10 protein-coding genes are annotated in these 15,321 nt (G+C 40.3%); 6 read left to right on the forward strand and 4 right to left on the reverse strand.

Annotated elements, in window-relative coordinates; genetic code table 11:
- Positions 1-17: 17 nt before the first annotated feature.
- Positions 18-971 carry a sugar phosphate isomerase/epimerase family protein gene (locus BMY70_RS10855; protein WP_090335193.1) on the forward strand — a complete coding sequence of 318 codons (954 nt, stop codon included), beginning with the start codon at positions 18-20 and terminating at the stop codon, positions 969-971.
- 5 nt (positions 972-976) lie between these two features.
- On the opposite strand, the gene BMY70_RS10860 is transcribed toward BMY70_RS10855, so the two are convergent.
- Both BMY70_RS10860 and BMY70_RS10865 read right to left on the reverse strand, forming a co-directional pair.
- A complete protein-coding gene (locus BMY70_RS10860; RefSeq protein ID WP_090335194.1) occupies positions 977-2,809 on the reverse strand; it encodes a sensor histidine kinase in 1,833 nt (610 codons plus the stop codon).
- Positions 2,810-2,844: 35 nt separating this feature from the next.
- Positions 2,845-3,507: a response regulator transcription factor gene (locus tag BMY70_RS10865; RefSeq protein WP_090335195.1), complete on the reverse strand. Its 663-nt coding sequence runs from the start codon at positions 3,505-3,507 to the stop codon at positions 2,845-2,847.
- A 157-nt stretch (positions 3,508-3,664) separates the two neighbouring features.
- Here BMY70_RS10865 and BMY70_RS10870 point away from each other — a divergent pair, with 157 nt between their 5' ends.
- The 3 genes from BMY70_RS10870 (at position 3,665) to BMY70_RS10880 (ending at position 6,584) form a co-directional block, all read left to right on the forward strand.
- Complete coding sequence (locus tag BMY70_RS10870) at positions 3,665-4,048, forward strand: LytR/AlgR family response regulator transcription factor (protein ID WP_090335196.1); 384 nt, start codon at positions 3,665-3,667, stop codon at positions 4,046-4,048.
- A 306-nt stretch (positions 4,049-4,354) separates the two neighbouring features.
- Positions 4,355-5,392, forward strand: coding sequence for a Gfo/Idh/MocA family oxidoreductase (locus BMY70_RS10875; RefSeq protein WP_090335197.1), 1,038 nt, complete (start codon positions 4,355-4,357; stop codon positions 5,390-5,392).
- Positions 5,393-5,753: 361 nt separating this feature from the next.
- Complete coding sequence (locus tag BMY70_RS10880; RefSeq protein WP_218148617.1) at positions 5,754-6,584, forward strand: hypothetical protein; 831 nt, start codon at positions 5,754-5,756, stop codon at positions 6,582-6,584.
- A gap of 262 nt (positions 6,585-6,846) precedes the next feature.
- Here the strand turns inward: BMY70_RS10880 and BMY70_RS10885 are convergent, their stop codons facing one another.
- The gene (locus BMY70_RS10885) at positions 6,847-7,212 is read right to left on the reverse strand and encodes a T9SS type A sorting domain-containing protein (RefSeq protein WP_090335198.1); all 366 of its coding nucleotides are present in this window, start codon (positions 7,210-7,212) and stop codon (positions 6,847-6,849) included.
- Positions 7,213-7,861: 649 nt separating this feature from the next.
- On the opposite strand from BMY70_RS10885, the gene BMY70_RS10890 reads away from it, so the two are divergent.
- The gene (locus tag BMY70_RS10890; protein WP_090335199.1) at positions 7,862-10,339 is read left to right on the forward strand and encodes a TonB-dependent receptor; all 2,478 of its coding nucleotides are present in this window, start codon (positions 7,862-7,864) and stop codon (positions 10,337-10,339) included.
- 31 nt (positions 10,340-10,370) lie between these two features.
- Complete coding sequence (locus BMY70_RS10895) at positions 10,371-11,600, forward strand: PepSY-associated TM helix domain-containing protein (RefSeq protein WP_090335200.1); 1,230 nt, start codon at positions 10,371-10,373, stop codon at positions 11,598-11,600.
- Between the two features lie 73 nt (positions 11,601-11,673).
- Here the strand turns inward: BMY70_RS10895 and BMY70_RS10900 are convergent, their stop codons facing one another.
- Positions 11,674-15,258, reverse strand: a complete 3,585-nt coding sequence (locus BMY70_RS10900) for a VCBS repeat-containing protein (protein WP_090335201.1) — start codon at positions 15,256-15,258, stop codon at positions 11,674-11,676.
- Positions 15,259-15,321 lie beyond the last annotated feature (63 nt).

Raw genomic sequence — 15,321 nt, forward strand, 5'->3', positions numbered from 1 at the left:
ACCTAAACCCCATAGATATGTCACAAGAACTTTCCCGCAGAAAATTCCTGATCAATACCGCGCTTGCCGGAAGCATCCTGCCGCTGCTGTCAAACCAAACATTTTCTCAAAAATCACCTTCAAATGCCGAAGTTCCGAAAATCAATATTTTTTCCAAACATCTGCAATTTCTCAATTATAAGGATATGGCGGAAGCAGCAAAGGAAATTGGATTTGACGGCATCGATCTGACTGTTCGTCCGAAGGGTCATGTTTTACCGGAACGTGTAGAAAATGATTTGCCAATGGCCGTTGAAGCGATGAAAAAGGTAGGATTTTCGCCGCTCCTGATGGCGACGGCCGTGGAAGATGCTCAAAATCCTTTGGATCAAAAAGTACTTGAAACGGCCGCGAAACAGGGGATTAAATATTACCGCATGAATTGGTATAGATATAATGAGCAGAAAACAATCCCGCAGTCATTAAATGAATACCGAGAAAAAATCGCCGGTTTGAGTCAATTAAATAAAAAACTTGGTATAACGGGATGTTATCAAAATCATGCAGGAAGAATGGTTGGCGCCTCGCTTTTTGAAATTTGGGAGATTTTACAAAAAGCAGATCTCAGCTACATGGGCGCTCAGTATGACATCCGCCATGCAACGCTCGAAGGCGGGCTTTCCTGGCAAACCGGCTTCAACCTCATCGAACCAAATATTAAGACAATTGTACTGAAAGATTTTATGTGGGATAAAAGCAGCGGAAAATGGACCCCGAAAAGTATGCCGCTTGGTGAAGGGATGGTTGATTTTAAAACCTATTTCAAATTATTGAAAGACCACAACATTCAAGCACCGATATGTCTGCATTTGGAATACCCGCTGGGAGGAGCTGACCAGGGTGCTGATAAAATTACCGTTGCCCCAAAAGTAGTTTTTGATGCAATGAAACGGGATCTGCAAAAGGTTAAAGAGTTATGGCAGCAAGCATGACCTGATCAGATGCCTTCAGCTTCAACGATCTTTATTTTGATGATGATCACAGTGCCTTTGCCGGGCTGCGAATCAATAATAAATTGTCCCTGAAGATAATTGTCAATCCTGGCCCTCATATTTTTCAATCCCTCGCCGCGCAAAACATTTTCCATGGCAAATCCCTGACCGTTGTCTTCTATGATAACGGTCAGTAAATTTTCTTCCCTTACTAATTGTACGTTGATTAAAGTTGCCTGCGCATGTTTCACCGAATTGTTCAGTGCTTCAATAATTACTATGTATAATGCCCGCTCAGTATCTGCTGGAATACTTTTATCCATTCCGGCGAAATCAAAACGAAACTGTGGCTTGGGAAGATGTCCGAACATTTGTTCCAGCACAGCCGGAAGTCCCATTTTTTCAAGCGAAGAATTTCGCATCCTTTCGGCAATTGAACTGATATTCTCACTCAGTATGCCGACCAGATTATAGACCGGCCCCCACCAGTTCGTGTTCGATCCGACAAAATATTTATTCTGTAAATATTCAAGGTTTAACTTGACAGCAGAAATCTGAGATCCGATAATATCATGCAGATCGGCAGCAATCATGACGCGTTCCTTTTCCTGCGACTTTATCTGGGTCAATAAAATTTCCTTTTGCAAAACCCGTCGTTCATCAAAATCAAGTTTGAAGCGATAGGCAAGCCCGCAGGTCAGCGCGAACATCTCAAAAAGTGTGGCATAATAATACGTTTCATGAATATCCTGAACCGGAATACTATGCAGATCTGAACCCGTTTCCAGCATCACGGCAATAGAAACCGGCGCCGTGCCCAACAGAAAAAGCCAGGCAGGCACGTACCCTTTTTTCAGACTCTGGTAAACATATACAAGAGAAATTATACTCAGAGCCATCATAAATGGATAAAACAAACCTCTAACGTCAAACAATGGAATCCCGATTGTAATAAAAAAAGCGAGCATAAACATCTGAATAACAACGATAACTTTCGCTATGATTGCCAGCCTGGTTTGCTTAAACGGCGAGATCATCAGATACTTTTCGGCAAACAATACATATAATGACGGAACCAGAGCCGCAATGACCGCATACATATCTTTTGTAATAACCACATGCGGCAATCGATCGAAAAGCAGAAAAGTGTAATCATTGTACAACAGCATAATCGACAGCGAGCAAAGCACACAGCCAAGATAATAGGCATAAAGCCAGTCCCGAAAAAGCCCTACCAATACGACGCTGAACAACAGCATGATACCCATGCCGCCGATATAAAAGCTCTGAAAAAAGTTTTTTCGCTGCAAGAATTGCTTCGCCTCCGATTCTTCATATAAAGTAAAGGGGGAAGCGGTCAGCCTGTAATTCAAATTTCTGATCCTGATCCAAACGGTATATTGTAGTCCCGGCGCCGTATCAAAGGTCGATGTCAGATAAGGGCCCGGATATTCTCGCTTGCGGAGCGGAATATGACTGCCGTTAACAGGAAAAGTTTTTACAAGCGAGTCTCTGACGGTAAGATATACCTGAAGAGAATCCAGCCCTTTTGTCAGCAACGTCAATCGGCTGACATGATCTGAATTATTTTTCACTGAAAAACGAAGCCAGTGAGGATATGAGTTTTCCCCAAAATTGGGGTTACTTCCCTGAAAAGTCTTCCATTTCTGACTTCGGGATATTTCAGAAAATTTCAGCGTGTTAGATGAGTCCGGGAGATATTCAACTTGATTGGAAAATAGGATGTATTTAAAATCGTGGCTCACATCAACAACCTGTTGACTTTTAGATTTCGAAATAGAAACAAGCAATGCGATTACTGTAAAAAATCGTATCATTCAAGTAAAGGATGAGTTACTTAAAGATACAAGAATTAATTCAAAAAATTCATTTCATAGGCCAGTCTCACCAAATGTGCTGCATTGCGGGCATTGAATTTTCTGATCAGATTTTGCCGGTATTCGTTTACAGTATCTTTTTTTAAAGACAGAACTTCCATCATATCCTCCGTAGATAAGCCATCTGCCAGCAATCGTAAAATATCCTTTTCCCGTGGAGTCAGCAAAACACCATCCTCTGTAAAGCGGTTCTCGTCCCTCCTTTTCTCGTCCAAAATCATTTCCACTTCTTTCTGAAAATATTTCCCGCCATTTCTTATTGTCTTGATTGCCAGGATAAGTTCCTGATAGCCTGCACTTTTCAAAACATAACCATCCGCCCCAAGTGCGACAGCTTTTTTGATAAGCTCACAATCACGGTGACTGGAAACGATAAGTTTGCGAATATTAATCGAGTGACTTTTAATAAATTCGAGAATTTCAAAACCTGTCAGCCGGAGCGAATGGCTGTTTCTCGTTTGCGGCATACTCAAATCGAGGAGCAACACCTCTGCATTACTTGCCTGAAGCTTGAAGATTACCTCATGATACGTTTCTGCAAAACCTGCCACGACAATATCTTCTCTGCCTTCAAACAATTTTTCATAGCCCTGCGCGACTAATGTATGATCTTCGGCAATGAGTATACGAATGGGCATGGAGGATCGTAGCTGATTAGTTGCACTGGCAATAGTACAAAACTTAAAATAGAATACAATCCCCTAAAAGTGGGGGTTTGCAAAATCTTTACCGTACTGTAACATTGTGGACAGTAAAACCCTCTGACTAATTCAGGCACTTAAAACTTCAACGGCTATGCACCCGAAAACTTCAAGTTTCGCAAGAATGATTGACATCTCTAAAAAAATACCGCTACGAAATAAAGGAAAACTCGAATACTTGCCTATTGAAAATGTGGAACACATCGAAGCAGCCCGCAACTATTCAATCATCCATGCACTGAACGGAACAAATTGGGTAAGTTCAAAAACATTGCAGGCCTTCGACGACTTACTTAATCCATCGTCGCAATTTTTAAGACTGCACAGATCTTACCTTGTAAATTTGTCATTAATTGTGGACTGTTTTTACGAGAATGATTCATTTGTCGTGTTACTTAGAAATCAGAAAAAAATCCGTGTGGCGCGCAGGCATATCAAGCGCGTTCGCTCAACTGTAATGAACGTAAATTGTACTTAAAATAAAATCGTAAAACTCTCCTTATAAATTTCGTCAATACAGAAGTCAGCAAACTATGCATACAAAAAACGCCGGCCAGAAATGGCTGGCGTTTTTTGTATTGATCTGAAAAATTCCTTCCTGATATTGGTGGGAAATTATAAATTTATCGTCTTTCATAAAGTAACCAGAACTTAAAAAATTTCTAAAAATATGGTTATTGCTAATATTTCTTGACTCTCTATGGGTAAAAGTTAACTTTGCAAACTTGACTCCGGCCTTGATCTCAGGCCGTCTTTAATTTATCATTTATCTATTCCTTAACATATGTCTTCAAAAATTCTTAACGTCGGCCTTATTGGTTTTGGGCTTTCCGGACGCTATTTTCACTCGCCGTTTCTTTCGATAAACCCCAGGTTTAAATTAAAAACTGCCGTTGAAAGAAGTAAAAATGAAGCGCAGGAATTCGACCCAACCATCGAAAATGCACGATCCATTGACGAACTTTTAGCAGACGAAGCGATTGACGTTGTCTTCATTTGCACGCCCAATGATACACATTTCCGGTATGCCATGGACGCGCTTGAAAACGGGAAACACGTTGTAATCGAAAAGCCATTCGCCGCGACTGAGGAGGAAGCAAAACAGCTTGTAGAACTGGCAAAGGAAAAAGGTTTGATCCTGACTGCTTACCAGAACCGTCGCTGGGATTCCGATTTTCTAACGATCAAAAAACTGCTTGCAGAAGGCAAACTCGGTGACGTTGTTGAATATGAATGCCGTTATGACCGTTTCCGTCCGGTTGTTCCTACGGAATCATGGAAAGAGAAAAAGGTCGACGTGGGTGGAAATTTATATAATCTCGGTCCGCACTTGCTTGATCAGGCTTTGGTTTTATTTGGGACACCGGAAACCGTTACTGCAACGGTCAGTTCGGTTAGACCTGGCAGTGAAATTGATGACTATTTTGACATTCGTTTGTCTTATCCTGACAAGTTGGTGATCCTGAAATCAAGCCTGATGGTATACGACAATTTCCTTCGCTATACGATTCATGGAACGAATGGTTCGTTTATCAAAGGCGGTCTGGATGTTCAGGAAGAAACTTTACGCAAAAATATTTTACCAAATCAGCAGCCCTGGGGCGTTGAGCCGGAAGATCGCTGGGGAAAACTGTCGAGTCCGGAATTCACCGGTATTGTAGAAAGCGAAGCAGGAGATTATATGCCTTTCTATGATAATGTTTATGAAGCCATCGTCGAAGGTGCTGAATTAGCCGTAAAACCGGAAGAGATTCTGAGAACTTGCCGTGTGATTGATCTTGCATTCCAGAGCAGTCAGGAGAAAAAAGTTATGACATATTAAGAGCATTCTGAATTTGTCCCAAATTCAGAAATAAATTTTATAAGTCGCCGGAGGAATTAAGTTCCCTTCGGCGATTTTCTATTATACATCATTTTTGTTTTAAAATCTGTTTCTACAAACCTTAAATACAAGATTAAAATAAAATTAAAAATAGTACTTTTTCTAATTTTTCACAAAAAAGTAACCTCCCATTACAATCCATTTAGTACAATATTATCTAAATTTGCGCAGGTTCATAAATTGGATTTTCAACAAGGAACTATTGTTGAAAATCCGATCGCCGGACTAGTTTAAATTTAAGACATATATCAGGAAATCCAAGTCCTTATATGTGTTTGATTGATACCTCTTCTATCATAACATGAGAAAATTGTTACTTGTTAGCATATTTGCTATTCAGGCAGTTATTGCCTATCCCCAGACTTATGACTTTTTAAAAGCGCATAACAACAAAGGAAAAGTGTTCGTATCATGGGGCTGGAACCAGAGCCGGTTCACGCATTCAGATATTCGTTTTAAAGGGAGCGATTATAACTTTACATTAAAAAGCGTGATTGCCAAAGACCGGCAAACCGGATTCTCTTTGCGCTATTTCAATCCTTCGAAAATTACAATTCCTCAGTATAATTTCCGAATTGGATATTTTATTAACTCGAAGTATAGTATCTCTTTTGGTTTCGACCACATGAAGTATGTTATGCAACAAGACCAGACGGTAAAAATAAACGGAGAAATCGCAGGTTCAGGCACTGATTATGATGGAATTTACAATAATGAGTCTATAAAACTGACAGGAGATTTTTTACGGTTTGAACATACCAACGGGCTGAACTATCTCAATCTGGAACTTCGCAGAATGGACAATCTTTTTGATCAGCATACTTTGAAGATCAGGAATATTGATATCAATGTCATCGAAGGCATTGGCGCCGGATTGCTTTATCCAAAATCGGATGTGACGCTGCTTAATTATGATCGAAACGATCAATGGCATGTGGCAGGTTACGGGATGAATTTAGTGGCCGGATTAAACGTCACATTCTTCAAGAACTTCTTTATCCAAGGCGAAATGAAAGGCGGATATATCAACATGCCTGATATTTTAACTACCCATTTCATTGAAGACCGCGCTGCACAACATTTTTTCTTTGCGCAAGGAAATGTCAACTTTGGTGTGATGATCAAATTATAAACTTTATATATAAAATCTTTGAACAACAGGGAAGAATCGTTCGAATTGAGTTTCATTTGATGAGGAGGAACTGAAAATTCCAGTGAAACAAACTCGAACTTGTGAGGGCAAAAGCTTATTCAATTCATTTGAGCCGGCTTTTTCATATTTTCTTGAGATCACTAATTTTTTGGGTTTTTTCTTCCAACAACAAAAAAGAGGATAGCAAGCTATCCTCTTTTTTGTTGTTCATAAACCCTGAGCTGATCAGATCAGCTTTGAATTATTTAACCGCAGTTACCAAACGTTTTGTTTCAGTAGCAATTACGAAAGGTTTTTCAGTGATTTCAGTTCCATTGTTTACAATGAAAGTGTAGTTACCATCCAAAAGGTTAGACAGGTCAAATACTTTTGAATAATTTTCAGACTTAGGAATAGCAGAGCTGTAAAGCACTGATCCGTTTTCGTCTTTAATCGTAACAGAAGATTTTTCTTTAACACTGTCAAGTTTCAGTCTGAAAGTAAGGTTATCAGCAGAAACCAATTCGATTGCAGCAGCGCCAGTGTTGTTAACTTTTTCACCAGCGAATGAGAAACTTGCAGTTGATACTCCCACCAAAACTGCGATTGCTAAGATTGTTTTTTTCATGATGTCTCTAATGTTTTTATGTTGTTTAAACTTTCTGTTAAGAATTGTACTTTACAGATATTGTTAAATTCAAATCGTAATTCTAAGCTAATTTTCGAAAAGCGCTTTTTTTGTTGCTTTCGATGTGTCAAAGGTATGTAACATTCTTAATACAAGTCAATAAGAAAGATTTCATATTGAAAAGTTCATATCACAGTCCTATGTTAATATTAGAATTATCCTATACTTATAATAAAAGTACAACAAGTAGTTTAAAATTTGACAATAGCACTTTTACCAGATGACAGCCATTCCATTGTATTATTCCAATAAATAGTAATCTTATAGACTTGTAATGAAAACGAGGTAGAAAATGCCATAAATCACCACATGTTTATTAGTGACATTATATCTTCAGAATACACTATTATGCAGCTGGCTCGAGGGAGTTTTTTTTCTCTAAAAATATTCAGAGGAAAAATTATTAGCACCACAAAATTCGCTCAGCACAACACATTCACGGTAAGTCGACTTTTTTTCAAGAACCAGTTTTTCTGAAAAAAATGTTCATAATTATTTATTCTAAATACAAATAAGCTACTTTTGACTAATTATTTATTATTAGTCTTAATAAGTTAAACATTTTCTATTAATAGTCCCACTCACCCTAATGATTCTAAAATACTCACTCGCATTCCTTTTACTTTTATGTTATTACGGTGCGTCAGCCCAGCAAAACAATATAAGTCTGCAAGGAAAAATCAAGACCGCTCTAAATGAACCAGCACCTTTCGTAACACTTTTGATCAAACATTCACCGATTGGATCTGTTTCGGATGAGGCCGGCAATTATGCCATTAAGAACATTCCTCAGGGAAGACATACACTTGTCGTTAAAGCGGTCGGCTTTGATCAGATTGAAACGGAGGTTACGATCGGAGGAGAAACACCTGTAACGCTGGACCTGACAATTTACGCATCAGCTACCCAGCTTCAGGCGGTTGAGGTTACCGGCAGAAAAGAGCAAACGTATAAGAACTCTTACGCTTTTTCCGGCACGAAAACGGAGACTCCTCTAAGATATGTTCCACAGGCGATCAGTTACGTAACCAAGGAAGTGATGCTTGACAGACAGGCTTTTAAAAATAGTGACGTGGTAAAAAACATCAGCGGCGTCAACCAATTTTCCTATAACAATAACGATTTTGTCTTACGTGGTTTTCGTGCAAGCAACACCATGGTAAATGGTTTGCGTGTAAGCAGCAGCGGCTGGAACCAGTCGTTGATCCCGCATGTCGAACGTGTAGAAGTAATCAAAGGTCCGGCTTCGGCTTTGTTTGCAAACACAGATCCGGGTGGAACGATTAATATTGTAACAAAAAAACCGTTGGACGAAAACCGCAAATCGATAAACTTTACAACGGGAAGCTGGAACACGTATCGCCTCGCTACGGATTTCACAGGTCCTATGAACGAGTCGAAGACACTTCTTTACCGATTGAACTTCGCTTATCAGAATGCAGAATCTTTCCGTGTCCTTCAGGGAGGTCAGGATGTGGTCGTTGCTCCATCGATTTCGTTTATCCCTGACGACAAAACGCAGATCAATATTGACCTTGTCTTTATGAGCTCCGTTGGAAAACTGGACCGCGGACAACCGATTTTTGGAGCGACGGCCGGAACGAAACTTAATTCCACGCCGATCTCTTTTGCTCTGGGAAAAAAGAGCGACTACATCAAGGAACTAAATATGTATTCGACACTTTCCCTGACAAGAAAACTGACGGACTGGCTATCGTTCAATGCTTCTTATATGAAGTTTATGTACAATGAAGATTTGATGGAGCACAGGACTTCCAATAGTTATGGGATGGATGCGGATGGGAAATCGATTCCGACATTGATGCAAATGCAGACGATCAGAAGACAGACCAGAAATTATACAGACAATGTCAGTGCTTATTTTATCTCTGCTTTCAATACAGGAAAAATCGAACATAAGTTACTGGTTGGCTATGACCATATTTTGTTCCATACTGCCCTTGGCGGCTCAAATTATAATGCAGGCGGATTTATCAACGCAGCCAATAACGGTGTTGTATTAACCAAAAGCGGTACACCGGCGGCTTATGATCCAAAAAATAAAGCATTATATCTGATCAAGGATAATATGCCGGTTCCAAATGTCCCTTTTTTCGATCTTGAAAACCCTGATTATAACATCACCGATATTTCGAGATATTATAACATCAGTTCGACCGTTACGCCTTCGAGATATTATGCGGATGGAGTTTATGTCCAGGAGCAATTCAAATTTGGAAAATGGAATGGGTTGATCGGACTTCGCATGGAACATTATAATGATCTTTTGAACTACACACTTAAAACGGAGAAAAAAGTAAAACAAAAGGCGCTGATCCCGCGAGTTGGTTTGGTTTATACGCCATTGCAATGGATTAGTTTATATGGAACTTACACAGAAGGATATCAACCACAATCTGCGGGAACAATCGGTGCGCCTGAAATTTATGGCGGCCCGTTTGATCCTTTAATCAGCAATATGGTTGAGGGCGGTGCAAAAATGGAATATTTCAAAAAACGCCTTGCTGTAAACCTGGCAATTTATCGTATTGAACAAAACAACGTCCTTGTCAACGCAGGTGCAGCTGACAATTTAAATCTTTTGCGTCAGATTGGTCAACAACGTGCGACCGGGCTTGAACTGGATGCTTATGGACAAATAACGCCGGAGTTGAGCGTCACTGCCAATATTGCTTTCAATAAAGCCGAAATCACGAAAAGTACCAACGAAGCGGAAGTTGGAAAAATATTCCCGAATGCGCCGCGTCAGCAAGGGGGTTTCTGGGCGAAATACAAACTTCCGCAAAAAGCACTCAGCGGTTTGGCGGTTGGAGTTGGAAGTAATTTCGTGACGGAACGTACGACAAATGATACCAAAAACAATTTGAAGTTGCCTGGTTATACCTTATTAGATGCAGCAATTTTCTATAACGTCGACAAATTCAGAATATCTTTTAACCTGAATAATGTCACAAATAAGACGCACTGGGTTGGTGGATTTGATTATAACAGGTTGTTCCCGGGAGCTCCACGCAATTTCCTGATCGGACTTGGATACTCGTTTTAACTGAACCTGATCATTCACTACGACTTTCACCATGAAAAAATTATCAGCAGTACTGCATTTGTGGCTCGGTTTGGCGTCAGGAATTATCGTTTTTATCGTATCATTGACCGGATGTATTTTCGTTTTCGAACAAGAAATTTTTGATCTCTTCCACAAGGAACTGGTTTACATTGAAGCTCCGGGTAAAAGTGTAAAATCAATATCGACTTTGACGGCCGCTGCCCAAATGGCACTGGGTGAAAAGAAAAAAATCAACTCGGTTGAGGTCACGAACGACCGGCATCGCGCATATCTTTTCACTGCTTCCGAAGCAGATAAAAAAGCTAAAAATGTTTGGACTTATTTTCAGCAGGTTCAGTATTACGAAGAAGTTTATGTAGATCCATATACCGGAGCAGTACTGGGAAAAGTCGACAGAAAATTTGAATTTTTTAACATCGTTCGCAGAATCCACCAGAATCTGCTGCTTCCTTATGAAACAGGCAGCCTGATTGTGGGAAGTTCTTGTTTGGTATTTCTCGTTTTATTGGTAACTGGTTTTGTACTCTGGATACCGAAAACCCGAAGTGGCTGGAAACAAAGGTTTGGTATAAACTGGAATGCAAAATGGCGGAGAGTCAATTATGACGCTCACAATGTTGGTGGATTCTACGTATTGCCACTTGCTGCGGTTATTGTTATTACCGGACTCGTTTGGTCATTTGACTGGTGGGAAGACGGGATTTACCGGATTTTGGGATCCAAACAGCGCCCAAAATTCATTGCCGAACAGCCGGCCGTAAGTTCAAAAATCCCACCTTCTGACCATATACCAGCGAAAGTTTTTGAGGACGCACTTAAAAAAAAGGTGAATTTTTCAATGTTAACCATTTCCATACCTGAAAAACCAACCGCTCCATATTTATTATTTATGGAAATAAAAAGAGGCTCAGGCTGGCGCGAGTCTAATTATTATTTTTACAATAACGTTACAGGCGAGCAGTATGGCCAGATTTCACAGGAGGATAAATCGCTGGGAATGAAATGGCGCAATACGAATTACGACATTCATACCGGAGGAATCTACGGAATGACAACCAAAATTCTGGCCTTCTTCGCAAGCCTTTTTTGTGCCACTCTGCCAGTCACAGGCTTCTACATTTGGTGGGGTAAGCGAAATAAAAGTAAAAAATCAGCCGCCAGAATTTCCGGTAAAAAATTTTCTTCGGAAACGAAGCGGAAGCCACAATTTACAAATCGTAAAACAGTATCGAATATTTGATTCTGTTGGTAAAACAAAACGAGCAGTCATTGATTTGATCGCTCGTTTTTTTTTAATAAGCCTTAAATTTTTTCTACTTCACTTTTCGGCCTTTACCTTTCGCGTCAAAAACTTCTGCGCTTAAAACATAATCAGGCAGAGAAAGCTGATGTGTGGATTGCGATAAAAATGAAGAACCATAATTCATTTCCTCACGACGGGTTTTCCCGTTTTTCAATTTAAGAACCGCTGTAATTTCATTTGTCAGCAACGGAACGGATTTGATCGGAGAGCGGGTTTGATGAAATCTCAGAGAATCTCTGTTTTGGGACGTGATTGTCATCACATGCTTGCCCGCATCAGCAATTTTTACCATTGCTTTCGCATTACCCGTAACCATATAACCACTCTTTTCACCGGTTAATGAACTGAAACCACCCTTCCCGTTTCCTTTTAAAAGTAACCCGTTAAATGCGTCATATCTTCCAACAGACACATCTGAACCAAAATCATTACCGCATAAGACTACGTCCAGATTTCCATCGCCATCAATATCATCTGCCACCATTCCGAAAAGAGGGGCAAATTGAGCCTCTACCGGTAATGCCTGAATCTTAAAGCTCCCGTCTCCGAGATTTTGTATAAAACTGCTTTTCAACCAGTTTGCTTTTAATTTCAATGCATCTTTCAACTCCTCAGGTTTGAAGATATCATTAATTCCAGCTTCCGAAAATTTCCCATATTCCTGAAAACGCTGCCGGACCTGAATAATTTGTTTCCCAAGTTCGTCCCGTGTGTTGTAGGGAAACTCCTTATATGAGTCATCTTTTGCTCTGTAGAAAACAGTCGGGATTGCATCAAAAAACCCATCCTTGTTAATATCCTTCGCGTACATCCCAATCGGCCGGTCGTCGCTTGCCCGGTTCAGCGAATTCAACCCAAGGTTCCCTGCGATGTAATCCATATCGCCGTCATTGTCAAAATCCCCTGCCACAAGGCTGCTCCAAAGCCCTTTTTGGCTTTCCAGACCGGATACATGTTTCTTTAAACTTCCCTTATTATTTCTGAAAAAAGTCAGAGGCATCCACTCTCCGGCCGCGAGCAAATCCAGCCAGCCGTCGTTATCAAAATCCGTCCACAATACATCACAGACAAGCCCGATATTTACTAATTCCGGTATAACCGATTTGGTAACATCTGTAAATTTGATTTGCCCGCCTGAGGAATCGTTCCGAAGCAGATAACTGGAAACCGGTTTGGGGTATGCACCAGGCTCAACACGTCCACCAACAAAAATATCCAGATCACCGTCCCGGTCATAATCCGCAGCCTTTACGCAAGATCCGCTTTTCAAGAATCTTGGTAGTGCGCTTGTATTTTGCGAAAACTTCCCTTTCCCGTCATTCAGGTATAACCGGTCTTGCAACGCCTCGCTGTTGGCTTGCATTTCATAACTCCCGCTGACAATATATAAATCAAGATCACCATCACTATCGGCATCAAAAAGCAGGACTCCCATATCTTCCGCATTTTTTGAAGGGCCATCCATTCCCGGCAACAAATCAGTACTAACAAACTTCCCGCTGGACTGCTGGATCAAAAATCTTCCTTTATGAAACATGGCGCCGCCGATAAAAACGTCATCCAGTTTATCTCCATTTACATCACCCACAGCCAGCGCAGGTCCGTATTGTGAAAGCTTGTGAGGTAATAACTTTTGAACATTGAAATCGATATTATCCTGCTCTTCATGTTTATAATTTACATCCAGCAAATCAGTGACATCACGCATTTCCGCACTTTCAATTAGCTTCAAAGGTTCAACGGTTACCTTTGCATCTTTCTCAAAAACCGTCAGTATCTGATTCGCTTTAATGTTTTTCAAAATCTGGGATTTGCCGCCAGGCCATGTTATTACCAATTTTTCAATGTTGTTCGTTTTGCCTAGTCCAAAATGCGTAACAGGCTCAATCGTCGACAAATATCCGCGATAAGGTGAGTTTTCAGCATATTGTTTTTTGTTTCCTGCATAACTGATTTCTGCAACAGCGCCTATTCCATTTCGGTTATATCCTTCTCCCTTGAATTTAATGCGCAGAAAATTACTTTCCAAAGGCTTTAATTGTATAGAATTATTTCGATAAACAGCAGCCGAGTCATTAATATTATTGACGACATAATCCAGATCTCCGTCATTATCCAGATCCGCATAAGCCGCGCCGTTTGAAAAACTCGGAAGATCAATTCCCCAGGCGTCCGTTACATCTTCGAAATTTAAACCGTCTTTGTTTTTGTAAGCGAAATTTTTGATTTTAACCGACGGAATATAATCCAGCATCATCATTTTGGTCATCACATTACCTACCTCGTTCCGGTAAGCAATAAAATCCATATCCGTTATGTCCCGGGGAAATCCGTTTGTTATGATGATATCCCGTAATCCATCATTATCAAAATCGGTAACCATGGGCGTCCAGCTCCAATCTGTCTCCGCGATACCGCTTAACAATCCGATTTCACTGAAAACAGGATTTTTGCTGAACTTATTCGCTTTACCAAGATTCAGCTGAAGTGTGTTCCTTGCGACCTGATACTGATAATGATAGAGTTCGTAATTTTGATAGGTAACATAACTGCTGGCAGGCGTCATCATCTTTTTCCTGAAATTCGTTGCAGGCATCATATCCAGCGCTACAATATCCGGTAAACCGTCGTTGTTGATATCTGCAATATCGTTTCCCATTGCAGAATGGGAAGTGTGTTTGAAAGCCGCATCTGCCAGGTTTGTAAAACCAAGGTGTCTTCCGGCTGCGTCTTTTCCGTTATTTATATATAAAAGATCATTGGTCAGATAGTCATTGGTGACATAAATATCCTTCCATCCGTCCTGATTGACATCGGTAACATTTACTCCCAAACCGTAACCTTCAATAAGAATCCCAGCTTCTCTTGAAACGTTTGTAAAAACAGGATGTCCGAGTGTTTTATCCCAGTCATTTCTATACAGCTTGTCCGTTCTTTTAGAGGAACCATCAATTATTTTTTCGTGAAACTTGTTGGGAAAGTTGTTGTCGTCCATTTCATTGACAACTAAAAACAAATCCAAATCTCCATCATTGTCATAGTCCAGAAATGCTGCATTCGTGGTATGCGTTGTGTCAGCAATACCATATTCTTTTCCCATTTCTTTGAATACCGGAATTTTATCCGTTCCAATTCCCTGGTTCACATACAGCAAATTTTCCCTTTCTTTCGCAACTTTGCGCACCGTCGAACATACATAGATATCCAAAAGTCCGTCATTATTAATATCGATGAGTGCTACGCCCGACGACCACTTATTTTCAGCAGCGACGCCAGCTTTTTTGGTAATATCTTCAAATCTCAGACCACCGTCGTCCCCTGCTCCTTTGTTCAGGTAAAGTTTATTATCTACTGAATTTCCGGTAAAATAAATATCCGGAAGGTTGTCGTTATTAAAATCTCCAAGTGCCACTCCGCCGCCATTGTATACATATTCAAAGGCGAGAATGTTCATCGTATCATTTTCTGCGATTCGATTGGAAAATGTGATACCCGTTTCATCAGGATCGAGTTGTGTAAATGTTTTTAATTCTTTTTTGCAGGAAAAAAACAGGGAAGCCGCGAAAACAGAAAAAAGTAAATATCTGCCAAACATTTCAAGAGAGTTTACAGTTTGTTAAAAGCTGAAAATCGACAAAAGGAGATGGTATTTTACACC

Origin of the sequence: Dyadobacter koreensis (genome assembly GCF_900108855.1) — a bacterium.
Classification (GTDB): domain Bacteria; phylum Bacteroidota; class Bacteroidia; order Cytophagales; family Spirosomataceae; genus Dyadobacter; species Dyadobacter koreensis.